Raw genomic sequence first — 23,760 nt, forward strand, 5'->3', positions numbered from 1 at the left:
ATCCCCTAGGGGACGCCACTTTCTTTGTTATCCTTCAGCAGTTCTTGCTAATTTAATTCCCTTTGCTAAGTTTAAATTTATTATTGCAGTGCGCAATTGACTCTCGTGCTTTATGACTTTGATTAGTATTCTGTGTTTTACTGTCTATTTCGTGATGAATTAAGTTTTAGATATTGGATAAATTCAAACTTCCATTTATCTCCATAAGCTTGATTTAGAACAATTTTTAGTCATTTTTGTCATGCTCGCATTGGCGTAATCACTTACTATTGTTTTTTAATTTAGAGTGAGTTGCTATGGCTAAAGGAAGATCAACGGTAACCAACCGCGAATACGACTATCCCAGTTCTTATAATTTGCTATCTACAACCAACACCAAAGGGCAAATTAAATATGCTAATCGTCAGTTTTGTGAAGTAGCAGGGTTTGAACTACATGAACTAGAAGGTAAACCACACAATATTGTGCGCCACCCCAGTATGCCTAAACCCGCATTTCAAAATATGTGGAATTATATCGAGTCTGGTAAGCCCTGGATGGGGATGGTAAAAAACCGTTGTAAAAATGGTGATCACTACTGGGTTAATGCCTATGTAACACCGATTACCAATAATAGCGGCCAAACGGTTGAATACCAATCGGTTAGAACAAAACCAGATCGTGCAGTGGTTAATCGGGCAGAAAAAATATATCAAAAACTTAATGATGGCGCAGCGGTAGAGAGCTTTACGAGAGCTTCAATGTCCTTGTCAACGCAGATGATGTTGATCATTGGTGCATTTTATATACTAAGCATGATTTTTGCGTCTTTGCCGTCCCCTTGGTCTTATATTTTAGAGACCGTGTTAGTGGTGGTTGCTTTATTTTTGACTTTTCAGCGACTTTCACCGGTGCGGGAGTTAAGCCAAAAAGCACGAAAGGTCTACGATAACCCTCTGATGCAAAAGATTTATATTAATAAGGTCAATGACATTGCGGCGATTGAGTTGGCCTTATTAGCCAGAGAGTCAGAGCTACGCGCTGTACTTGGTAGAGTAAAAGATGCCAGTGACACGGTACGAGGTCATGCCAAAGAAACCGTTGATGAGTGCGATAAAAGTGCACAGTTGCTGAATAATCAACAAGCACAGACAGGCTCGCTTGCTACCGCGATTAACCAAATGACGGCGACAATCCAAGAAATCGCTTCGAATACCAATAACGCTGCATCTCAGTCAGAAGCCGCACTTAAATCTGTGAAAGAGGGCAGTTTAGCGGTCAATGAAAATATGGAAAATAATTACACCTTGTCAGAAGAGTTAACGCAGACTCAATCAGATATTGAAGATCTCAATGCACAAACGGTCAATATTGGCGGTGTTGTGGATGTGATCCGTGGTATATCTGAACAAACGAATTTACTGGCGTTAAATGCGGCCATTGAAGCGGCACGAGCAGGAGAGCAAGGCAGAGGCTTTGCGGTTGTTGCCGATGAAGTAAGGGCACTTGCGCAGCGGACTCAAGATTCAACTAAGGAAATTGACGATATTGTCGCTAATCTAAGACAACGTGCCGAGCGTGCTGTACAGGCGATCCAAAACGGAGTGGAAAAGTCAGGGCAATGTGTTGAAAAAGCCGAAGGCACCAAAGCCTCTTTAGATAGTATCAACTCAATCGTGAATGATATTTCAAGTCTGAATTATCAAATAGCAACTTCAACGGAAGAGATGTCAGGGGTTAGTAACGAGCTCAATAATAATGCGGTGACCATATCTCAACTTGCAACCGATTCGCTACAAAGCTCGGATAGGTCACTAGAGACCATGTCAAATACTCAAAAAGCGCTGTCAGATCAAAAATCTTTAGTTGATCAATTTATCGCTAAGTTCCAAAGTTAAGCGTGACTAAGTAGCGTGGGTGATATGCCTTACTTTTTTATGCATAGTGTGTTTATATAACGCACTATGCATATCTAGCCAGTTTATTCAATTTATTTCGTATCGCTTTATTTAATATCAAACGAACAGCCTGTAAATAATTGATATATGTATAAGCTAGAGAGGTATAGTATGAACAGCGCACAAAAGCATGCGTATGAACGAGAGTTGATGATGGCAAAAACTCTGTATCATAATGCGCATTATACGGCGTGTTTCGGGCATCTTGAAAGAGCACATATTTTAGGACAGCGGTCTATATTCAAACACACCACAGTGCATTGGTGGATGCTCAAAGTGGGGGTGAAGTTTGTAGATAAAAAAGCGGTGCTGGGTCAAGTCATGAGGTTAATTGCCTCAATTATTTTTTCACGAATTTGGGTACCTGTTGGTAATACAGGTGGCACAAATGTGAATGCATTTAAATCCATGCCCATACCTCAAGATCTCAAAAAATATTTAGAATAGCCAGGTTAAGGGTATGATTTAATTACATGATAAGCATTGAAAATCAAGTCACTTTAGCAGCGTATTCATGACAGAGAGAGAAATTGATAAGCCTAATATTTGGATAACAACGGGATGTTTGCTGACTTACGGAGGCTGTATTGATGCCTCTGATCATCGCCATATTGCTATGCAGGTTGTGTTACCTGATAGCAATACTGTGAGCACACTAAATGGACAAGCATTTCAAGGCGCTATGATCATTGACTCTAATGTCCCGCATTGTTTAAAAATGCAAAAAGGCTGGGTATTACTAGCAGAGCCGCACAGTACGTTAGGGGCATATCTGAAAGACAAGTTAAATGGCCAGAAGCAAATGCCCATTCCTGCTACGGCTAACTTAAGATTACCGCAGACAGATCCGTTTGCGCACTTTTTTACAATATTCTCAGATATTCAATTATCAGATAAGATGGGAGATAACCACTCAAACTTCGTGACAGATGCTCGAATATACAGTGTACTAGATGAGCTAAACCGATGTTTTAATGGGGAGTGCATGACGCCCCAACATTGGCGTGCGAAATATATAGCGAGAAAACTTCACTTATCAGAGAGCCGTTTTTTGCATCTTTTTTCTGAACAAGTAGGGGTTGCATGGCGACCGTACTTGTTATGGAGAAGAATGTTGTGTGCATTGCAAGCGATGCAGCGAGGTCAAAACGCAACGAAAGCAGCGTATGAAGCTGGTTTTTCTGATAGCGCCCATTTAAGTCGAACTTTTAAAAGTACTTTTGGCATGACCATTAGACAGGCGAGGTGTTTATTTACATAAACAAGTTTTATGGCTAACCCTGAACTGATAATCTTCGTCGAATACATCACACTTTCTTCACAGACATTGACTCTATGATGCGAATAATATTTTTCTTGATATGAATACGCCCGGTATTTGGAAATACTTTTGTCATTAAATGACTAAAATCTCAAGATATAATTATTTTTCTGTTATATGTTCATGTTTTGTAACACTTCTAAGGTGTCTATTACGTCACTGGTATGCCAACTTAATAAAAGCTGTAAAGTATAAAAATTAACCACGTATGGGTATGTAACAGTCGTCAGTCCGGATGGTTATTAAATTTAACCAGAGAAACCACACACAAAAACAAAAGGAGGCGTAATGCTTACAGTGCATATTGTGGCCGGTTCATTTTTACTGCTGTTTGGTATTGGTGCTTTGAGCTTTGCAAAAGGAAAGCTTAGACATAGATGGTCAGGTAACCTATTTTTCCTTGCCATGTTAATAATGACAGGAACTGCTGCTTTTTTTAATGGTGGTGCAACTATGTCACTGATGACATTTTATTACGGTGTCACGGCTTGGGCCATTGTGCTGAGAAAAGAACAAACAACCGGTATTTTTGAAATACTGGCAATGTGCTTAATCCTCTATATCAGCATATCTTTGTTCTATTTTGTACATACCGCAGTTGACTTGGATCCGACCTTCAAAGTTATTTTCACCATTCATGCCTCAGTCGCCTTGTTAGCCGCCGGCATGGACCTTAGAATGATCCTAAACGGTGGCCTCTCGGGTAAGCACCGTATCGCTCGACATACATGGCGGTCCTGTTTTGCTATGCTGGGGGCTGTGATGTCGTTTTCGGCCAATACATCAGATAGGTGGCCTGACTTTATTGATAGCAATGCGTTAATTTATCTGATGATAGGTGTACTTTTTTACTGGGTAATACGAGTGTTATTCACCGGTTGGTCAAAACGACTACACAGTATTGTTGGTGATAGCTTACTTACTAAGTGGCTACCTGTTTTTAAGCGAGAGATAAAAGAGTAATAGCGCTATTTTATATAAATTGTGATGGGCGAGAGAGTGCTCATCACAGGTTTGAGCCCGTTCAAAATTAAAATAGCGCTAGCTTTATAGTGTGATTATTTAAGCTGTTCCTGATTAAATGGGCTTACGATGCCAATTGTTGCTTACGGTATTGCCCTGGAGTGCAGCCTGTAAACTCTTTAAACGCACGACTAAATGGGGCAGCAGATGCGAAGCCACTTTCAATACCAACGACAAGCACCGGCCAATCACGTTTATCAGGTGCGCTTAATATTGATTTGGCATACTCGATACGCATTTGGTTCACATAGTGATTAAAGTTCTTTGCTTTGAAGCCGTCGAGCATAATAGCGCGGATACGATACTCGGGAAGAGCTAGCTCACGAGCAATATCGGCAACACGTAAATTTGCGTCTAAAAAGCGTTTTTCTTCAACCAACAGGTGTTGAATTTTCTGAGCGAGTAGGCGCTCACTTTGGAGAGTGCTCTCCTTTTTTACCGGCTGTTGCATGAACTGTTGTTGACGAAATTGTATCAACCAATGTGTACTGATAAAGATTAAAATATATGCGAACACGACCAACCATTCTCGTCCTCCGCTCATCGCTAACTCTTTGGGCAGAGCGACAGCAACCAACATAACACTGATGATACTCACCAAAAATGAAGACAGGTAGATCATCGTCACTTTACGCAGAGTCACATTTGCGCTTTGCAATACCCGATAGCCCTCCCAAAACGCAAGAATAAGCATGCCTGATGATAATATTGCAATTGCTTCGGATAAAACGGTTATTGAAGTTGATAGCCAATCGGTATGGAGTTGCCACATTTTTTCTGAAAATCGGAAGAGGTGCCTTAATATCAGGCATATCCCCAGTACACCTGCAAACAGGAGGTGATGGTGATTAATGGGATTGGTTTTTCGAAAAAATGCACGTGAAAAAAGCCAGTATCCACTACAGGTCGCAAACCCGAATATTCCTATCAGGTGATGATAAGGGGTCAAGTAAGTGCTTGTTAGTTGATAGGCAAGATACATCGACGAGGAAACACAAAACCCTGCAAAAGCTAAATGTAAAATGTGCTTGTGTCGAAGGCGATAATGATTGAAAGCTAATGCCAGACTTAGCAAGACGGTAAGTGATTGCGCGATTTTTAGTGGATCCAATTTTGATTCCCTCCCACTTTTATACCGATTCTACATTAATCTTGTTCTTTTTCGATAATATTCTGATTTATCGGCTTTTATTAGCATCGATTTTGAAATTCGATGCGCTTTAAAGCCTTCATATTGGCAGTATGGAGGTGAAATTTAGAAGACAAGGTATGGTTATGAAAAATAAATCTGTCAATGATAACAAGAGTGCTTGTGAAAAAAACAAGCCAGCTAACGATTACGAGTCAATACAAAATGGTGCTCCAACGGTTGCATTATGGAAAACATGGGGACTTAGACTCATATTTGCTGCAATGGTGATTGTTCTAGGCTCTAAGCAATTAAATTATATCTTAGAAGGCGCCACTGAATGGGAGCGATGGAGAGGCCTTGGGCATTCAATGTTGTTCGCGCTGGCTTTATTTGCAATAGGCGGTGTTTTTCGTCCTTTAATTTTTTTACCTATTATGCTCTATGAAATCGTTTGGAAATTGGTTTGGCTGACTGTCGTTGCATTGCCTCCATTTCTGGCAGGCCAAGATGTCCCGAACATCGTAAACGCAAAAGCATCGATAATTGGCATTGCTGTATTAATGGTTCTGATCCCGTGGCGTTATGTTTGGTGGCAGTATTTCACTCAGCCGATTGAACCATGGAGACGCAAGAAAATCGTTTGAAATAAATAAGCTGTAATTTTGATGAAGGCTGCTAGGCAATAATTACTAGCAGCTTTACATCAGCAAAACGCTCGCCTTCAAAATAAAAGTATTTAAAGCAGTTGTTTATCTTTTATTGAATAACCAGTTTAGCGAAAAGAGCAGCCTGTCCATGATAGGTTTGAACTGTAAATTGCCAATTTATGCGTCTGTTTTTTCTTTAAATTCACACAAATCTTCAATAATACAGCTGCCACATTTTGGTTTTCGAGCAGTACATACATAGCGACCATGTAAAATAAGCCAATGATGCACATCCACTTTAAACTCTTTTGGCACGACTTTTTCTAGCTTCTCTTCTACCGCGACGACATCTTTACCCATCGCAAACTTAGTACGGTTAGAGACTCTAAAAATATGAGTATCGACTGCAATGGTCGGCCAGCCAAACGCGCAATTAAGCACAACGTTTGCAGTTTTACGACCAACCCCGGGTAAGGCTTCTAGCGCTTTGCGGTCTTGAGGGACTTCTGAGCCATGTTTTTCGATTAAAATTTGGCACAGTTTAAAGACATTGTTAGCTTTTGAATTATATAAGCCAATGGTCTTTATGTACTCCTTTAAACCTTCAACACCTAAATCGACAATTGTTTCTGGCGTATTGGCAACGGGAAACAACTTGCGAGTTGCTTTGTTAACGCCCACATCAGTCGCCTGTGCTGACAAGGTGACGGCAACCAATAATTCAAACGGGGTGGTGTACTCAAGATCGGATTCCGGGTTTGGATTGTCTTCTCGCAGTCGAGTTAAAATCTCTAAACGTTTTGCTTTATTCATGACGGTTTTAAATAGTTAGCTAAGAGGGGCTAAGTGTGATTGCATCTTATGTGCCCCTGCAATCACACTTAGGGTTTACGCAGTCTAAGTGACGGCTTAGGCTGCATTTAATTGCATTAAGTTAGGCTAGTAACCCTTGCTCTTTCTGCTTTTTCAGCTGGTGCGGCTGGCTGAGCTTGTGCTTTTTGGCGCTCATCAAAGTAGTTTTTAGCTGCAATGATAAGGCCCAACCCCAAGAAAGCACCCGGCGGTAAAATCGCCACTAGGAATTGGCTATCAAAGCTCAACACTTCAATTCGCAATGCTGTGGCCCAGTCTCCAAGTAATAGCTCTGCGCCATCAAATAAGGTGCCTTGCCCGATAAGTTCACGCATTGCGCCTAAAATGACCAACACGGCAGCAAAGCCAAGACCCATCATCACGCCATCCCATGCAGACAGTATAGGGGTGTTTTTTGATGCATAAGCTTCTGCGCGACCAATAATGGCGCAGTTGGTCACTATCAAGGGAATGAAGATCCCCAGAGATTGATAGAGCCCAAAGGTATATGCATTCATCAACAACTGAATGATGGTGACAAACGCGGCAATGATCATCACAAATACCGGGATACGAATATCTTTGGGTACCCAATTTCTGACGATAGAAACGGTGACGTTAGAGCCAACTAATACAAGTAAGGTTGCGATCCCAAGGCCTAAAGCATTGGTAACAGTGCTGGTGACAGCAAGCAGGGGACATAAGCCAAGCAGCTGTACCAAGGCGGCATTGTTTTTCCAAAGTCCCTCATGGGCTAGTGTTTTGTACTCGCTCATAGCTGCTCCTCTTGGCAAACATTGCTTTGTGCAAATAGGCTGTCAAAGTTTTGATGGGCAAACCAAGTCGCCGCATTCACTGAGTGGACAACCGCTCTAGGTGTGATAGTTGCCCCAGTAAATTGATCGAACACACCGCCTTCTTTTTTAACATTAAAGGCTTGATCGTCTGCTGATTGTACTGTCATACCTGCAAAAGAGTGTACCCAGTCTGACTTTTTAACTTCGACTTTGTCACCCAAGCCAGGGGTTTCTTTATGCTGAGTAATACGCACGCCAGCAATTTCAGCATTGGCGTATACTGCGGTTAGCATGTCGATATTGCCACTATATCCCTCAGGAGTAATATGCTGCACTAATAAAGCGACAGGCTGACCATTTTGCTTAGCACGATAGATTCGATGTGGTCCATTAGGACCAAGCTCTGGTGCATCGCTCTCAATGCAATCTAAATACAGTTCATTGTTGTATTTGTCAGCGGGGAGTACCTGCGTCAAGGTACGCATGAGATGTTTCTTTTCTTGCGCTTCGATACGAGGTGCTGTGAGCTGCTGAACGAGCGCAACGCTACCTGTTGTGGCAAGGGCAAAGGCGGTGAGGATCGCGCCATTTTTTTTCATTGATGCGAGGATCATTTCTTTGCTCCATGTCCATAGGTGCGTGGCTGGGTGTAATGGTCTATTAAAGGCACCGCCATATTGAGCAGCAGCACAGAAAATGCGACGGCATCTGGATATCCGCCAAATTGCCTGATCAGATAGACAAGCAAGCCAATCAGCGCACCGTAGATAAGTCTGCCTTTATTTGTGGTCGATGCTGAGACCGGATCCGTTGCGATGAAAAATGCCCCGATCATGGTTGCACCGCTCAATAAATGGAATGCAACGCCAGCTTGTCCACCTAAAAGATAACCAAATAAGCTGCAAACAGCTAAAGAGGCGAGCATAGCCACAGGGATATGCCAATTTATAACTTTAGCTTTAAGCAGATAAAGTCCACCAAGGAGATAAGCTAAATTCACCCATTGCCAGCCCTCACCAGCAAATCGAGTAAATGCGTTATTATCCATAGCTTCTTGCACTGTCAGGCTTTGCCCCGTAGCTGTTTTAACATGATCCAAAGGCGTCGCACCGGTCGCACCATCAATGACTTGTCTTGCTTGTTCTAGTGATAAGCCGGAATAAGTTGCTTCTGTAAAAATTAATGCGATTTGATCAAATAGTGTGATAGGCGCATTCAGCAGTGATTGAACTGGCAACCATGCAGTCATTTGCACAGGGAATGAAATGAGTAGCAGGACGTATGCGGCCATAGCAGGATTGAACAGGTTAAAACCAAGACCACCATAAAGCTGCTTTACAATCACAATCGCAAAACATGCACCAATCACGACTACCCACCAAGGTGCTAAAGGCGGTACACTGACGGCGATTAAAACGCCTGTGAGCCATGCGCTTCCATCACTGAGCGTTGGCCAAATTGGACGACCTCGCAGTTTCAGCATAGCTGCTTCTGCAAGACTCACCGTCGTGAGTGCCAATACCAGTTGAATAAATACGCCGATACCAAAAAAATAGCCTTGCACCAAGATCCCAGGTATACAGGCTAACATCACGCAAATCATGAGTTTGTTAACCGATTTAAGGCTGTGGTTATGGGGCGATGAGGCCATGGTTAATTTCATGACAGATCATTTCCTTCTTGTTCTTGGGCTTTCTTTTTAGCTTTCGCACGCTCAACTGCGGCACGTATGGCGGCTTTGCGCTTGTCTTCTGGACTGAGTGTTTCGGTCTGTGTGTCTGAACTTGATGACGCATCTTCTGCATCTTTGTTATCAACGATAGGTTCTTCCACTTGCTCAGCTTCTTTGGCGGCTTTTTTTGCTTTAGCACGCGCTATGGCGGCAGCAACAGCGGCTTTGCGCGGATCTTCCGATTCGGTATCAACGACTGGCTCTTCCACTTGCTCAGCTTCTTTGGCGGCTTTTTTCGCTTTGGCACGGGCTATTGCAGCCGCAACAGCAGCTTTGCGCGGATCTTCCGGTTCGTCATCAACGACTGGCTCTTCCACTTGCTCAGCTTCTTTAGCGGCTTTCTTCGCTTTGGCACGCGCAATTGCAGCCGCAACAGCAGCTTTGCGCGGATCTTCCGGTTCGTCATCAGCGACTGGCTCTTCCACTTGCTCAGCTTCTTTGGCGGCTTTTTTCGCTTTGGCACGCGCTATAGCGGCAGCAACAGCAGCTTTGCGCGGATCTTCAGGCTTGTCATCAACAACTGGCTCTTCCGCTTGCTCAGCTTCTTTGGCGGCTTTTTTCGCTTTGGCACGGGCTATTGCAGCCGCAACAGCAGCTTTGCGCGGATCTTCAGGCTCGTCATCAACAGCTGGCTCTTCCACTTGCTCAGCTTCTTTGGCGGCTTTCTTCGCTTTGGCACGCGCAATTGCAGCCGCAACAGCAGCTTTGCGCGGATCTTCCGGTTCGTCATCAGCGACTGGCTCTTCCACTTGCTTAGCTTCTTTAGCGGCTTTTTTCGCTTTGGCACGCGCAATTGCAGCAGCAACAGCAGTTTTTCGTGGATCTACTGAATCATCTTCAACGACGGCATCTGGTGCTGCTTCATCACCCTTAGTCGCTTTTTTCGCTTTCGCACGAGCAATGGCTGCTGCCACAGCTGCTTTTCTTGGGTCATCCGTATTCACTTCATCTGAAGCACTTGCGCTATTATGCTCAGGATCTTGCTCTGCCTTCTTTGCTTTAGCTCGGGCAATCGCAGCAGCGACAGCAGCTTTACGAGGATCATCTTCTGCTCCTTGTTTTGGCTCGTCACCCGACTTTTTCGCTTTGGCGCGCGCAATGGCAGCGGCGACGGCTGCTTTGCGTGGATCTTGCTCTTGCGATTCTACGTTGTTAGCTGCTTGGGCTGCTTTTTTCGCCTTGGCACGTGCAATGGCTGCAGCAACCGCATCTTTGGGTGCACTGCCTTTATCTGAGCCGGCTTTTTCTTCTTTGTACTTTCTGGCTTGCTCTTTTCTTTTTGCTCGCTCTAACGCTACTGCGCTGTTATCAGGCTCAAGCGCAGAGGTATCGCCCTCAGCTTTTTTCGCTTTAGCACGCTCAATGGCGGCCTGTACCGCTGACTGTTCAGGGCGTTTTTGTTTAACTCGCTCAAGTGCCTCAGATACCTTAGCTTTATCTTTGGCTGGCGCACTACGAGCGGGTCGCTTATGACGGTTTTGTCTTTCTTCTTGTTCTCTTTCAAGGCGAGCTTTACGTGCTTCAAAGCGCTCTTTAGCACGTTCAGCTTTTACTTTTTCAAGTTTCTGCTCGCGGATCTCCGCTTTAGCAACTCGATAGTATTGTACCAGTGGAATTTCACTTGGGCAGACATAAGAGCAAGCGCCACACTCTATACAATCAAATAGGTTGTACTCTTCGAGTTTGTCGTATTCTTGGCCTTTCGCAAACCATTGTAATTGCTGTGGTAACAAGGTTTGTGGACAGGCATCAGCACAGGCACTACAGCGAATACAAGCTTGCTCTTGACCAGCGACTGCTAACTCTTGGTTATCGGGCGCTAAGATACAGTTTGTTGTCTTAACAACTGGTATTCTCACTGTGGGTAGTGTGAAGCCCATCATGGGGCCGCCCATGATCACGCGCTGATCATCAACCGGTGAGAACCCTTGGCTATAAACAAGGTGCTTGACTTCAGTACCAAGTAAAGCCCACACGTTTTGTGGCTTGTGTATTGTGTTACCGGTTACGGTGACAACCCGCTCTATCAGAGGCTTGCCTTCATAAACGGCTTCGCTGACAGCAAACAGTGTACCTACGTTTTGCACTAAGACACCAACATCCGCAGGGATCCCGCCGCTGGGTACTTCTTTTGAGGTCAGCACTTTGATCAGTTGTTTTTCACCACCTGAAGGGTATTTAGTTGGAATTGATCGAACTAATATCTTGCTATTGTGCTTGGCGGCTTGTTGCATCGCAGTAAGCGCTTCTGGTTTGTTATCTTCTATGCCAACCAGCGCGTATTGCGGTGATAAAATAGACATCATCACTTCCATACCGCGGATAATGTCTTGGGCACGCTCTCTCATAAGCATGTCGTCAGCAGTGATATAAGGTTCACATTCAACACCATTGACGACTAAATACTCGATGGTTTTTGCACTATCTGCTTTGACATAGGTCGGGAAGCCTGCGCCGCCCATACCTGCAATACCGGCATGATGAATAATGTCAATGAGTGCTTTGTTATCTAAGCCATCAAGGGATGAGCGAGTCTCTAATTCGCACCAAGCATCATCGCCATCTGGTGTTAAGACGATGCTTAATTCTGGCATCGCAGATGGATGCGCTGAAGGCATTGGCTTGATATCGGTAATAGTGCCTGAAGTCGGCGCATGAATTGGCAGAGACCAGTTTGTACCAGGTTGCGTTAATACTTGTCCTTTTAAAACATGATCGCCTTTATTCACAAGGAGTTGACCATTTGCGCCAATATGCTGTTTTAATGGTAAGACTAAATACTCTGGCAGGGGAAGTGAGCCAATAGCAGCCTGATTTGACAAAGACTTTTGCTCTGGTGGGTGAATACCACCAGGAAATTGCCACAGTTTGCCGCTTTCAATTTGTTCAAGTAATGTTTCCACTTAAACCTCTCAATCTAATTGTTTCACTGGAATAGCATCAATTTGCCACTTCCAAGATTGTTTTGTTTCAGCGACTGGGATCATATCTATACAGTCAACAGGGCAGGGCTCTACACATAAGTCACAGCCAGTACATTCATCTGCAATGACAGTGTGCATTTGGCGTGTCGCGCCGACAATGGCATCCACAGGACAGGCTTGGATACATTTAGTGCAACCAATACATTCATCTTCTCGGATATAGGCCACTTTTTTGATGGGTTCTGCTTCTTCACCACCGGCAAGAGGCTTGGCTTCAACACCCATTAGATCTGCAAGTTTTTTAACCGTGGCTTCGCCGCCAGGGGGACACTTATTTACTTCATCGCCATTGGCGATGGCTTCAGCATAGGGACGACAACCAGGGTAGCCACATTGACCACATTGTGTTTGCGGAAGAATAGCATCCACTTGATCAACAATAGGATTACTTTCAACACGATATTTAATGGCTGCGTAGCCTAATATCAAACCGAATACGAGTGCGAGTGCACCGACCGCTATCAGAGCATACAGTAATGTCATATTACAACTTCACCAATCCAGAGAAACCCATAAATGCAAGCGACATTAGGCCTGCGGTGATCATGGCAATAGAAGCGCCTTTGAATGGGGTAGGGACGTCAGCTACTGCTAAGCGCTCTCGAAGCGCTGCAAATAATACTAACACCATGGAAAAGCCCACTGCTGCACCAAAACCATATACGGCTGAACTAATGAAAGTGTGCTCTTTGGTGATATTTAATAATGCGACACCGAGTACAGCACAGTTGGTGGTGATCAGTGGTAAGAAAATACCGAGTAGACGATATAAAGTCGGGCTGGTTTTTCTCACCACCATCTCGGTAAACTGCACAACAACAGCAATGACGAGGATAAAGCTCATAGTGCGAAGGAAAGTCAGCTCTAATGGCAATAAAATATACTGATTAACCAAATAACTGGTGACAGAAGCGAGTGTTAAAACAAAGGTGGTTGCCAGTGACATTCCGATGGCAGTTTCAAGTTTGCTTGAAACCCCCATAAACGGACAAAGTCCGAGGAATTGCACTAACACAAAGTTGTTTACCAGCACTGTGCCGATAAGCAACAACATATACTCTGTCATTCATGCCCCTTAACTATCTATCTTCGTTTCGCAACGTGTCATAAGACTGGAAATTCTAACAATTTTCCACGCTGAGATCACAACATTTAGCAGACTTTATTTGCATTGAAATCAAAAATTGGTAGGGAATGTTGACAATTATAGGAGGGATATAAAACCCCTCCAAATTACAGGGATTTAGACTTCTTTTGGCTTTTCTATATAGTAGCCTTGTACGCCATCTAAACAAAGCGTTTCGACGATGTGTTTTTCTTCTTGGCTTTCAACACCTTCAGCAAATACACTGACGCCGATACGGTGTGCTAAATCGACCATTAAGCGCATAAAGTACTGGTTGTTTTTATCTTCTTCTAAGCCACGAGTGTAACTTGCATCCATTTTTATGAAGTCGGGTTTTAAATCTCTGAAAAATTTAAATGAAGTTAAACCAACACCAAAACGTTCTACAGTAATGCGTGCACCAACGCGGTGTACCATATCAATGAAGCGTTTACTTGCTTTAATATTTTGCTGTAAGCCAAACTCGCTGACCTCGAATATTAGCTTAGAGGCAAGATTGCCATCTTTTAATAAGCGTCGCTCAAGCCAAATCACGAACTGGTCGCTGTGTGCGCTGGATGCCGTGACATTAATACCGAAAAACTTTTCATTGAAGTTTCTGGTTTTAATTAACTCCAGTGAGCTGTCGATAATAAGCTGATCAATTTCTATCGCCATCTCAAGCTTTTCAGCCATCGCCAAGAATGAAGCGGTGGGTAGCATTTGATTATCTTCGGTTTTAAATCGAGATTGGATCTCAGCATACGCTTTGACATTTTTGCCAATTGGCATAATGTTCTGCATCATTAAGTTAACGCGACGGCTATCGATGACTTCGCGAATAACGCGGCGCCAGTTTTGGTTGCCAAATCCTGCACCGACATTATTCACAATGTCACTTTCTCGCTGTAAATGCCATGCGTTAGCTTGCTTGCTTTGCGCCATGCTCATTGCATTATCAACAACAGATAACAATTCACCGAGTGGTTTACCTGATTCATAAGAGACGATACCTGCGTTAGCAACAGATGAGAGCTCCTGATTTTGCTGATATTGGGTAAACCTAGCTTGAAGAGTTTCACCAAATTGCTCTGCTTCTTTAGAAGGGACATTAGGCAAAATGACCGCAAAGTCTGAGCTATTTAATCTGAATACTTGGCTACCTGTATACGTACCGCTTACGTGTTTTACGATGTCAGAAACGGCGCGGATATATTCATCGCCTTTTTGGTAACCGCGAGTTTGGTTGATCATTTGCAATTCACTACAACGGATCATTGCCAATGTACCAAAGCTTTTATTGTTCGCTTGTTCAATTTGATGTTCGTAATATTCCACAAACATATTACGGTTACCAAGGCCCGTCACAACATCTTTATACGCCTCTTGTTTGATAGAATGCGCTGCGGATTTGATATCTTCTTGCTTACTTTTTAAAAAGTGCGCTAAACGATTAAATGAAGGAGCCAATTCAGCCCCTAATTCCGTGACTTTACCGGTATTAAAGTCTTCTTCAATACTTTCTGTTACTTGGTTTTGCGTAATATAGACATCCACAGCATTCGCGACTGTCATGCTGACGTTGCGGTTGAGCTTCTTATATATAGCTTGCATATAAAAGATAGGAATAAACGCAACCAGTGCTGAAATGAGCAGCATCAGTAGCAATGATTGTTGCAACAGTGATGCTTGGCTTTGTGCATTAATCACAAACTCTATTTTGATGTCTTTTGTTTTATTAACCGCAAACTGTGGACGAATAGAATTAAAACTATTTGCGATGACATCAGCGAGTAGGGGAAGCTGAGTAGGAGAGCCAAGTTGTAATACTGCTTGGCCTGAAAAGTCTCTGACAATGAAAGTAGAAAATACATTGCCATTGCTCAGTGACAGGCGAATGTGCTCCGGCGTCATATCATTCATGGTTTTTTCTTGAATATAGTTACTAACCATTTGCTGTGCACTCATTTGCGCCCGACTTACGGCGCTGTCAAAGCTTGAAGCAACAAAAAAGCTGCCTACAGCAGAAAACAGTAACCAAGATACGAATTGTAAAAATATGAGTTTTTTAAAGCCTGCCATGATTTATCTTCTGCCTGAAAATGGAAGAAATACCCTTTAGCATTAGTAAATGAATATAATGCTGCCAAACACAAATATGGATTACTGAGAATTATACATACTGAAAACCACTTGGTGTTTTTTCCAATATGGTAAGTAGTCCTAATTATATAGCAAAAATTCACCAGTGAAGGTGCTTGTAGAGTAGAGCATTGAGTGGAAAAAGTCTAATATATTCTGAGAATTGGCTCCCCCTCCCCGACTCGAACGGGGGACCTGCGGATTAACAGTCCGTCGCTCTAACCAACTGAGCTAAGGGGGAGCAATATAGAAGTAAGAGTAGTTGGCTCCCCCTCCCCGACTCGAACGGGGGACCTGCGGATTAACAGTCCGTCGCTCTAACCAACTGAGCTAAGGGGGAACTACACTTTATAACGATTTGGCTCCCCCTCCCCGACTCGAACGGGGGACCTGCGGATTAACAGTCCGTCGCTCTAACCAACTGAGCTAAGGGGGAATCGTTATATGTTCAGAAACTTGGCTCCCCCTCCCCGACTCGAACGGGGGACCTGCGGATTAACAGTCCGTCGCTCTAACCAACTGAGCTAAGGGGGAAGCATGTCTCTCAACGGGGCGAAATATTAATGACGACACGGCTAAGTGTCAACAATAAAAATCACAGTTATGCAAAAAAACTGTCTTTTCGATGGATTAATCAACAATTAAGCTTTTTTTTAATCATCTATCTATCTAAAAATGACTTTTTTCTGCTTTGCTACTTTGTATTTCATCATTCTATGTGGATCTTCGTAGACTAATTTGAGAGATAGCCGACATCATCGCTGTTTATTTAAGCACGACATACCATGAGATATTAGCTGTTTTTTATGGCTAATGCCTCAAAATTGTTCGAAAGGGCTGTTTTTTGCACTTTTTTGGAGATCGTAAATTGTTAAGGTTGAGATCCCAGTGGGGATCTTAAACGTAGATTAGTTTGCAGATCTTTTACAGTTAAATTGGTAAATATTTTACTCAAATTTTAGGGTAAAACAGCATAGTCTAGTCTGGGTTTTATTTTAAATTCAATTTAAACATATAGTTACAGGTATTTTTGGTGGTTTTTTGAAAGTTGCATAATTATTAAATGAGTTTATCTGGTTGCTAAAAACGCTGTTTCCAGTCTGAGATCACCTGTTTTAAATAGAATGATCATAAACGTAAAATAAAAGCGGCGATAAGATCCCTGCTTAGGCCTTTATTTTTAAAGGCTCTACAAACTTATCCACGGAATCTGTGGATAACATTGTTTATTAATCTTTAAGAACTCTTCGAAAGCTAAGTAAACCGTGGCATTAGGGCGACGCAATAGTTTTTTTACCTTTTTTAAAATTCTTATAATTCAATGGTATAGGTGTTTTGGCTAGAATCGCATACGAATGTGTATATTTTTAAAGATTTATTTCAACATTGTTTGCCTGATGTGCAAAAAGTGAGCCGAAGAATCGGTGGATTTGAAATAAAATTGACATTTTTTGTGCAGAATGAGTTTTGACAAAGAATTGGGTAAAAAAACAATTTTTACGATAAAACGCTTTTGTATGGCTTCTATCATAATACGGACAATAATAGCGTGGCATCATCTAGAATGATGATTTAGAATGATGGGCTGTTAAAAGAGGTATCATATTTTATGTCCGCAGTACGTCAATCTAGTTCCAATAGCGATATTTTGACTGGTTCAATTCCAGCGACTTTAAAGCGTATGACTGTGCCAATGATATTTGGCATGATCATGTTAATGAGCTTCAATTTAGTTGATACATTCTTTATTAGTTTATTGGGCACAGAGCCGCTCGCGGCGGTTAGCTTCACGTTCCCTGTGACATTCACTATCATTAGTTTAGCCATTGGCTTGGGCATAGGTACATCGGCAGTCATTGCGAAAGCGCTGGGTAGCAAAGATATAGAAGAAGCTAAGTTTGATGCTTTCATTTCTCTTATATTAGCTGCGGTATTGGTCGCTTTACTCGCTGCGTTGGGTTATGTACTGATGGACCCGATATTCACCTTGCTGGGCGCTGATGAGAGTACGCTTCCATATATCCATGATTATATGAATGTCTGGTTTTTGGGCGCTGTGTTTTTAATTACACCTATGATAGGTAATTCGGTTTTAAGAGCATCAGGTGATACCAAAACGCCCAGTATGATCATGGGACTAGGTGGTTTAATCAATGCCGTCTTGGATCCCATTTTAATTTTTGGCTTGGGACCGATTCCTGCGCTTGGAGTGCAAGGCGCAGCCATTGCTTCCGTTATCGCTTGGGCGGTGGGTGTGGTCGTTATTATTTACTTATTGGCGATAAAAAAGCGGCTTTTAAGCTGCTCTAGTGCAAAGCAAAGTATATGGGGAGCGGTGACCAAAATAATGAAAATAGGCTTGCCTGCTGCGGGTGCTAATATGCTTACGCCGATCGCGATGGCTGTAATGACAGCTATTGTGGCAACTTATGGTGCGCAAGCGGTGGCTGCTTTTGGTGTGGGAAGTCGTATTGAATCGATTGCGTGTTTGGTTATTTTGGCTCTGTCGATGACGTTACCGCCTTTTGTTAGCCAAAACTACGGCGCAGGGAATTTCACTCGCGTAAAAGAGGCTTATACCAAGACATTGAAGTTTGTTTTGATGTGGCAATTTGGTATTTATGTATTTCTGATTTTAACTGCGCATTGGGTCAGTCAAGCTTTTGGTAATGAGCCAGAGGTCATTGCGATCATCAAGCTCTTCATTTATACCTTGCCGCTGAGTTATGGCCTACAAGGCATCATCATTTTAACTAATTCATCTTTTAATGCATTGCATAAACCAATGAATGCATTGATCTTAAGTATTGTACGTTTGTTTGTTTTTTATATTCCTTGTGCTTATATAGGATCTCACATAGCAGGGTTGACAGGTTTGTTTGTGGGCGCTGCAATCGGTAACTTATTTACGGCTATTGCCGCATATACTTGGTTTAGTAAAACACTCAATGATATGCAACAAGAAGGTAGTGAGGTGCACTCTTCATGAATGAATCTTTTGATTTAGTATCTGAATTCTCTCCAAATGGTGACCAACCTACCGCCATTGCTCAGTTGTGCGATGGCTTAGAAGCTGGGCTGGCTCATCAAACGCTATTGGGGGCAACTGGCACGGGTAAAACATTCACGATGGCGAATATTATCCACAAACTAAATCGCCCTACGATTATCATGGCGCATAATAAGACACTGGCTGCGCAGCTCTATGGTGAAATGAAAGAGTTCTTTCCAAACAATGCGGTTGAATATTTTGTTTCTTACTATGACTACTATCAGCCTGAAGCATATGTTGTTGCCAGTGATACATTCATCGAAAAAGATGCCTCGATCAATGATCACATTGAGCAAATGCGTTTATCGGCTACCAAAGCATTGTTAGAGCGAAGAGATACCATTATCGTCGCATCAGTTTCTGCAATCTATGGTCTGGGTGATCCGGACTCGTATATGAAAATGATGCTGTTATTGAAAGTGGGCGAGACTATGGAGCAGCGTGCCATGCTTAGACGCCTTGCGGAGCTGCAGTACACGCGTAATGATATGGACTTTTCTCGTGGTACCTATCGAGTACGTGGAGAAGTCATTGATATATTTCCTGCTGAATCAGAAACTCAAGCTGTGCGTGTCGAAATGTTTGATGATGAGATTGAGCGGATCAGCCTCTTCGATCCATTGACCGGCGCTGTCGACAAGCATTTAGTTAGAGCAACAATCTATCCAAAAACCCACTATGTAACACCCAGGGAAAAAATTCTTGAAGCCATTGAAAAGATCAAAGTCGAGCTTAAGGAGCGCCGTGCCTATTTGATGGATGCCAATAAATTGGTTGAAGAGCAGCGGGTCGCGCAGCGTACTCAATATGATATTGAAATGATGCAAGAACTTGGCTTTTGTTCTGGTATTGAAAATTACAGCCGATATTTATCAGGTAGAGCACCTGGTGAGCCACCCCCAACTTTACTGGACTATTTACCTGATGATGCTTTGATGATCATCGATGAATCCCATGTCACTGTCTCTCAGGTAGGTGCCATGTACAAAGGAGATAGAAGTCGCAAGGAAAACTTGGTTGAGTATGGATTTAGATTGCCATCGGCAATGGATAATCGGCCATTAAAATTTGAGGAATTTGAGTCTATTGCACCGCAGACTATCTATGTTTCTGCGACGCCAGGTGATTACGAATTGGAGCGCTCTAGTGGTGAGGTTGCTGAACAGGTGATCCGTCCGACTGGGTTACTTGATCCAGAGTTAGAAGTCCGCCCAGTGTCTTCGCAAGTAGATGACTTGCTCTCTGAAATTTACAAACGAGTGGCGTTAAAAGAGCGGGTTCTAGTCACAACGTTGACTAAAAGAATGTCGGAAGATCTCACTGACTATTTAAATGACCATGATGTAAAAGTGCGTTATTTACACTCTGATATCGATACGGTAGAGCGTATGGAGATCATTCGAGATCTCAGAAAAGGTGTATTTGATGTACTGGTCGGGATCAACTTATTGAGAGAAGGTCTTGATATGCCCGAGGTATCCTTAGTGGCTATATTGGATGCGGATAAAGAGGGCTTTTTACGTTCTACGCGATCTTTAATTCAGACCATAGGCCGTGCTGCTCGTCACTTAAACGGTAAAGCGATATTATATGGTGACAGGATAACTCGCTCTATGCGTGCTGCTATCGATGAAACTGAACGTCGTCGGGAAAAGCAACAAGCCTATAATGAAAAACATGGTATTACACCTCAAGCGTTAAATAAGAAGATCACGGATGTGATGGATTTAGGTGAAGAAGTAACTGATTCTGGCACAAAGGCTCAATCCAATGCGGATGATAAAGTTACATCAGTGTCATCAGCGGGCAAATCGACAGCACAGCTAACAGAGCAAATAGCGCAGTTAGAGAGTCAAATGATGGCTCATGCTCGTGAGCTTGAATTTGAAAAGGCTGCTCAGGTTCGAGATCAGATCCAGATGTTGCAGCAGCAACTGTTAAATAGCTAGATGGCATCTAGTTGTCACTAAGTAGTGCGATAACGTCGCGCTGCTTTTTTATGGCTTAATTTATAAACATTAGATGCTAAGTTGGCGAAAAACAGTTAAATTATCTAGTGTAAGAAATAGAACAAGCACAATGCTGAGCGTTTGGCCGTTGCTGCTTGAGCATTTTATGCCTTAAAAAGCCCTTTTTTGAGAGTCACGCTATACTGTGTTATTTGGTCGTAAAGTTAATTTTTTGCTGATAATTTTAATGTGGATACCGCTCAGTTATGGCGCTGATGAGCAGGTACAAACATCATTAACTCAACTTTCTACCGCTCTTGAGCAAAACCCCAAACTCACTTTAGGTAAAGTGGAAGAACTAAATCAATTGTTTTTACACCCTCAACCGAGTTCACGTTTTTGGTTTGAGCTTAAAGTCATAGAAGTTAAAGCGAAAACGAGACTGGGTTACTTCGAAGAAGCCGAACAGCATTTGTACCAATTAGAATCATATCTACCTGTAATGGGGAAGTTTGAGGATGCGCCAGCACATATCAAATTACTCCAAGCACAATTGGTCTTGAAGAAAAATGACATCAGTGTTGGTTTATTGTTACTGGAACAAGCACGCGATCTTGTGCCTAAAGAACATGTGACGCTACGCAGTGATATTCTGCACTCTTTGGCGTGGGCATTACGCTATCAAGCAAATTATAGTGAAGCTGAACAGGTAATAAAAGATGCTATCTCATTGGTGGCGCCAATAGAGGATAAGGCGCGGTTAGCGACTTATTATAACCAACTTGGGGTAATTTATGATTATATGGGAAGCTTGCAGTTGGCGCTGCGCTTTCATGAAAAGTCTCTGAATATTCAACGGCAGCTACAAAATCAGCAGGGTATTTCGAATTCGTTATATAACATTGGTGAAATTTATCGTGATTTGGAAAAGTTTCAACAAGCCTTACAGCACTTTAAGCAGGCTTTAGAAGTTGATAAAGCGTTGGGAGATCCGATCCACATAGCAAATAGTCATGGTAAGCTCAGCCAAGTATATTTAAAGTTAGGAGACATTACTCAGGCATTATCACACAGCCAAGCTGGTATTGAGTTGTCGCGTGCAAGCGGTGCAAATAGCGATTTAGCTTGGCAGTTGAGTATATTGGCCAATATTTATGTTGCTCAAGAAGCTTTAACGCAAGCTTTGGCTGTCGCACAAGAAGCTTTGACATTGGCGTTAGAAGCAAAGGCAAAAAGAACGGAGCATACTGTCAGAATAGTGATGATTGAGATTTGGCTCGCACAATCACAGTATGAATCCGCGCTGTCTGAAATTGAGTGGGTATTAGCGTTGCCTGATATAGGCACTTCCTATCGAGCGACTTTACATAAATATCAAGCACAGGCATTAGAACAATTAGGGCAGTATAAATTGGCGGTGCAAAGTTTAGAGTCATTTATAGAAGCTCGAACCCTGCTGTATCATGATTTAGATAAACAGCAAGCGTTAACCATGCAGCAAAACGTTGAGTTTATTCGGCAAGAGCAAGCATTAAAGTTGATTCAAAATGAGCAAGCTCTCGCACAAGCCACCTTAGAAAATTTAAAGTTGCAACGAGGAATGGGGGCGTCTTTGTTGTTATGTTTTATGGCGATAGGTATTTACATTTATAAGCGGCAGGTGCAAAAACAGCAGTTTGTCGAGCTCGAAGCGGATATGATGGCGCAGTCTTTAGCTCAGAAAAATCGTTTACTGGCAGATGTTTCCCATGAATTGCGTACGCCTTTGGCTGCACTTAAACTGACAGTGGAAGCGATGCAGCACAATATTGAACCTGATCCGGTTAAGGGCTTTATAAAAATTCAGAAAAAGATTAGCCATTTAGATAATCTCATCAAAGATATTTATCAATCGGCGCAATTTGACAATGATGCCATGGTGCTCGATAAGCAGCCTGTTGATGTAAGCATATTACTAAAAGAAATTGTTGAAGAGTTTCAGCCAATGTATGCCACCAAGCAGCAATCTTTGACTTATGCTGAAGAGGTCGACAATCCCTTGTTTGACTTAGATGCAGCACGGATCCGCCAGGTCATATTTAACCTATTGAGAAATAGCCACTTTTATACAAGTGTTGAAGGTCAAACTAGGGTGACTTTAAAAATGAATAAAAAAGGGGTAATGATTTCGACGCAAGACTCCTTTCCTGGTGTGGCAAGCGAGGATCTCGATAAAATATTTGAGCGATTATATCGATGTGAAGGGTCACGCAGCCGAGATCATGGTGGCTCTGGACTTGGCTTGGCGATCTGTCAGCAGATCGTCCAAGCACATGGTGGTAACATCAGTGCAGCACACAGTTCTATGGGTGGAGTAGATATTACCATTTATATACCGTATCAACCGGACGCTTAGAAGCGGTAGCTAACACCTAAACCGAGACTTGAAACATCTAGATCACCCATATCTAGGTATTGGTAGCTTATATTCATCGCCATGCCATTTTGCCAGTCATATTGCCAGCCCAGTTCAGCGACAAAACCAACACCGTCTTCTTCAACAAGTGTAGTGCTACCGCGATTAATTTCGTAATCATAGAAGTTGGCACCAAGCTTACCATACAGAGAGTTTTGCTTAGTCAGTTGGTATTGGCCTTTTGCGGCGACAATTAAGTTGCCATAATCGATGTCATTTGCACCGAGCCCAAAAAGTGTTTTATTTAGCTGAGTACAGGTGAACTTTCTATTTTGAGTATCTGTACACTCCCAATTGTCTGAGTCACTCCCGCCATTTAAACCGACTTCCAACGCCCATGTTGGATCAAACTGATAGTTGTAATACACATACAATTGACCAACGCCATCACCGTCTTGGCTAGAGCTTTTATAAGACGCTGAGCCACCAGACAGTTGTGCACCGATTCTGTGTTTTTCATCAACAGTATTCGCCATTGAAGAAAAAGAAGCTGTTGCAGCAAGGACAAGTGAGAGTAGAGATAAAGTTTTCATTACGCATATTCCATTTGGTTAACTTGTGACTCAGTTTAGGGGCAAGCCTTGTGAGAGTCTGTGTCCCCGTTGTCAAAAAGTGTAAGGCTTGGTGAGAAT

General features: G+C 42.7%; 18 protein-coding genes and 4 tRNA genes. 8 read left to right on the forward strand and 14 right to left on the reverse strand.

Annotated features, from left to right (window positions below):
- The first annotated feature begins 296 nt into the window (after positions 1–296).
- From N473_RS05850 to N473_RS05865, 4 genes are all read left to right on the forward strand, one after another.
- Positions 297–1,877, forward strand: coding sequence for a PAS domain-containing methyl-accepting chemotaxis protein (locus tag N473_RS05850; RefSeq protein WP_063367113.1), 1,581 nt, complete (start codon positions 297–299; stop codon positions 1,875–1,877).
- Between the two features lie 171 nt (positions 1,878–2,048).
- Positions 2,049–2,384 carry a DUF3703 domain-containing protein gene (locus tag N473_RS05855; RefSeq protein WP_063367114.1) on the forward strand — a complete coding sequence of 112 codons (336 nt, stop codon included), beginning with the start codon at positions 2,049–2,051 and terminating at the stop codon, positions 2,382–2,384.
- Between the two features lie 67 nt (positions 2,385–2,451).
- Positions 2,452–3,198, forward strand: a complete 747-nt coding sequence (locus N473_RS05860; RefSeq protein ID WP_063367115.1) for a helix-turn-helix transcriptional regulator — start codon at positions 2,452–2,454, stop codon at positions 3,196–3,198.
- Between the two features lie 348 nt (positions 3,199–3,546).
- The gene (locus N473_RS05865) at positions 3,547–4,221 is read left to right on the forward strand and encodes a hypothetical protein (RefSeq protein ID WP_063367116.1); all 675 of its coding nucleotides are present in this window, start codon (positions 3,547–3,549) and stop codon (positions 4,219–4,221) included.
- Between the two features lie 124 nt (positions 4,222–4,345).
- Here the strand turns inward: N473_RS05865 and N473_RS05870 are convergent, their stop codons facing one another.
- A complete protein-coding gene (locus N473_RS05870; protein ID WP_081220976.1) occupies positions 4,346–5,392 on the reverse strand; it encodes a helix-turn-helix domain-containing protein in 1,047 nt (348 codons plus the stop codon).
- Between the two features lie 164 nt (positions 5,393–5,556).
- Here N473_RS05870 and N473_RS05875 point away from each other — a divergent pair, with 164 nt between their 5' ends.
- Positions 5,557–6,057 carry a hypothetical protein gene (locus N473_RS05875; RefSeq protein ID WP_063367118.1) on the forward strand — a complete coding sequence of 167 codons (501 nt, stop codon included), beginning with the start codon at positions 5,557–5,559 and terminating at the stop codon, positions 6,055–6,057.
- 180 nt (positions 6,058–6,237) lie between these two features.
- Here N473_RS05875 and nth read toward each other — a convergent pair whose 3' ends face one another.
- The 12 genes from nth to N473_RS05935 all read right to left on the reverse strand — a co-directional run bounded on the left by nth (position 6,238) and on the right by N473_RS05935 (position 16,206).
- Entirely contained in the window at positions 6,238–6,873 is a 636-nt protein-coding gene (nth, locus tag N473_RS05880; RefSeq protein WP_063367119.1) for an endonuclease III, read from the reverse strand.
- A 116-nt stretch (positions 6,874–6,989) separates the two neighbouring features.
- Entirely contained in the window at positions 6,990–7,688 is a 699-nt protein-coding gene (locus N473_RS05885; protein WP_063362248.1) for an electron transport complex subunit E, read from the reverse strand.
- Entirely contained in the window at positions 7,685–8,323 is a 639-nt protein-coding gene (gene rsxG, locus N473_RS05890; protein ID WP_063367120.1) for an electron transport complex subunit RsxG, read from the reverse strand. The genes N473_RS05885 and rsxG overlap by 4 nt, the downstream gene beginning before the upstream one ends.
- On the reverse strand, positions 8,320–9,372 hold the full coding sequence (rsxD, locus tag N473_RS05895; RefSeq protein ID WP_063367121.1) for an electron transport complex subunit RsxD: 1,053 nt from the start codon (positions 9,370–9,372) through the stop codon (positions 8,320–8,322). Before rsxD ends, rsxG begins: the two co-directional genes overlap by 4 nt.
- Positions 9,369–12,344, reverse strand: a complete 2,976-nt coding sequence (gene rsxC, locus N473_RS05900) for an electron transport complex subunit RsxC (protein WP_063367122.1) — start codon at positions 12,342–12,344, stop codon at positions 9,369–9,371. Before rsxC ends, rsxD begins: the two co-directional genes overlap by 4 nt.
- 9 nt (positions 12,345–12,353) lie before the next feature.
- The gene (gene rsxB / locus N473_RS05905) at positions 12,354–12,908 is read right to left on the reverse strand and encodes an electron transport complex subunit RsxB (protein WP_063367123.1); all 555 of its coding nucleotides are present in this window, start codon (positions 12,906–12,908) and stop codon (positions 12,354–12,356) included.
- Between the two features lies 1 nt (position 12,909).
- Positions 12,910–13,491 (reverse strand): electron transport complex subunit RsxA, encoded by a 582-nt coding sequence (gene rsxA, locus N473_RS05910; protein WP_039608430.1) that lies wholly within the window; start codon positions 13,489–13,491, stop codon positions 12,910–12,912.
- A 177-nt stretch (positions 13,492–13,668) separates the two neighbouring features.
- Positions 13,669–15,612, reverse strand: coding sequence for an EAL domain-containing protein (locus N473_RS05915; protein ID WP_063367124.1), 1,944 nt, complete (start codon positions 15,610–15,612; stop codon positions 13,669–13,671).
- A 224-nt stretch (positions 15,613–15,836) separates the two neighbouring features.
- Positions 15,837–15,913 (reverse strand) — tRNA-Asn (locus N473_RS05920).
- 22 nt (positions 15,914–15,935) lie between these two features.
- Positions 15,936–16,012: transfer RNA gene (locus tag N473_RS05925), tRNA-Asn, on the reverse strand.
- A gap of 19 nt (positions 16,013–16,031) precedes the next feature.
- A tRNA-Asn gene (locus tag N473_RS05930) sits at positions 16,032–16,108 on the reverse strand.
- 21 nt (positions 16,109–16,129) lie between these two features.
- A tRNA-Asn gene (locus tag N473_RS05935) sits at positions 16,130–16,206 on the reverse strand.
- A gap of 1,075 nt (positions 16,207–17,281) precedes the next feature.
- On the opposite strand from N473_RS05935, the gene N473_RS05940 reads away from it, so the two are divergent.
- The 3 genes from N473_RS05940 to N473_RS05950 all read left to right on the forward strand — a co-directional run bounded on the left by N473_RS05940 (position 17,282) and on the right by N473_RS05950 (position 23,068).
- Complete coding sequence (locus N473_RS05940; protein ID WP_063367125.1) at positions 17,282–18,661, forward strand: MATE family efflux transporter; 1,380 nt, start codon at positions 17,282–17,284, stop codon at positions 18,659–18,661.
- Complete coding sequence (uvrB, locus tag N473_RS05945) at positions 18,658–20,673, forward strand: excinuclease ABC subunit UvrB (RefSeq protein WP_063367126.1); 2,016 nt, start codon at positions 18,658–18,660, stop codon at positions 20,671–20,673. The genes N473_RS05940 and uvrB overlap by 4 nt, the downstream gene beginning before the upstream one ends.
- Positions 20,674–20,905: 232 nt before the next feature.
- Positions 20,906–23,068: an ATP-binding protein gene (locus N473_RS05950; RefSeq protein WP_155735534.1), complete on the forward strand. Its 2,163-nt coding sequence runs from the start codon at positions 20,906–20,908 to the stop codon at positions 23,066–23,068.
- On the opposite strand, the gene N473_RS05955 is transcribed toward N473_RS05950, so the two are convergent.
- The gene (locus N473_RS05955) at positions 23,065–23,661 is read right to left on the reverse strand and encodes a porin family protein (protein WP_063367127.1); all 597 of its coding nucleotides are present in this window, start codon (positions 23,659–23,661) and stop codon (positions 23,065–23,067) included. The two genes, N473_RS05950 and N473_RS05955, sit on opposite strands and share 4 nt — an antisense overlap.
- Positions 23,662–23,760 lie beyond the last annotated feature (99 nt).

Origin of the sequence: Pseudoalteromonas luteoviolacea CPMOR-1, from assembly GCF_001625685.1 — a bacterium.
Lineage (GTDB): Bacteria > Pseudomonadota > Gammaproteobacteria > Enterobacterales > Alteromonadaceae > Pseudoalteromonas > Pseudoalteromonas luteoviolacea_K.

Bases quoted from the DNA above. Each gene is read 5' to 3' on its own strand.
- N473_RS05875 (WP_063367118.1), top strand. From the start codon at position 5,557: ATGAAAAATAAATCTGTCAATGATAACAAGAGTGCTTGTGAAAAAAAC.
- nth (WP_063367119.1), bottom strand. From the start codon at position 6,873: ATGAATAAAGCAAAACGTTTAGAGATTTTAACTCGACTGCGAGAAGAC.
- N473_RS05915 (WP_063367124.1), bottom strand. From the start codon at position 15,612: ATGGCAGGCTTTAAAAAACTCATATTTTTACAATTCGTATCTTGGTTA.
- N473_RS05955 (WP_063367127.1), bottom strand. From the start codon at position 23,661: ATGAAAACTTTATCTCTACTCTCACTTGTCCTTGCTGCAACAGCTTCT.
- N473_RS05860 (WP_063367115.1), top strand. From the start codon at position 2,452: ATGACAGAGAGAGAAATTGATAAGCCTAATATTTGGATAACAACGGGA.
- N473_RS05940 (WP_063367125.1), top strand. From the start codon at position 17,282: ATGTCCGCAGTACGTCAATCTAGTTCCAATAGCGATATTTTGACTGGT.
- N473_RS05855 (WP_063367114.1), top strand. From the start codon at position 2,049: ATGAACAGCGCACAAAAGCATGCGTATGAACGAGAGTTGATGATGGCA.
- rsxD (WP_063367121.1), bottom strand. From the start codon at position 9,372: ATGAAATTAACCATGGCCTCATCGCCCCATAACCACAGCCTTAAATCG.
- N473_RS05865 (WP_063367116.1), top strand. From the start codon at position 3,547: ATGCTTACAGTGCATATTGTGGCCGGTTCATTTTTACTGCTGTTTGGT.
- N473_RS05850 (WP_063367113.1), top strand. From the start codon at position 297: ATGGCTAAAGGAAGATCAACGGTAACCAACCGCGAATACGACTATCCC.
- rsxG (WP_063367120.1), bottom strand. From the start codon at position 8,323: ATGATCCTCGCATCAATGAAAAAAAATGGCGCGATCCTCACCGCCTTT.
- rsxA (WP_039608430.1), bottom strand. From the start codon at position 13,491: ATGACAGAGTATATGTTGTTGCTTATCGGCACAGTGCTGGTAAACAAC.
- N473_RS05885 (WP_063362248.1), bottom strand. From the start codon at position 7,688: ATGAGCGAGTACAAAACACTAGCCCATGAGGGACTTTGGAAAAACAAT.
- uvrB (WP_063367126.1), top strand. From the start codon at position 18,658: ATGAATGAATCTTTTGATTTAGTATCTGAATTCTCTCCAAATGGTGAC.
- rsxB (WP_063367123.1), bottom strand. From the start codon at position 12,908: ATGACATTACTGTATGCTCTGATAGCGGTCGGTGCACTCGCACTCGTA.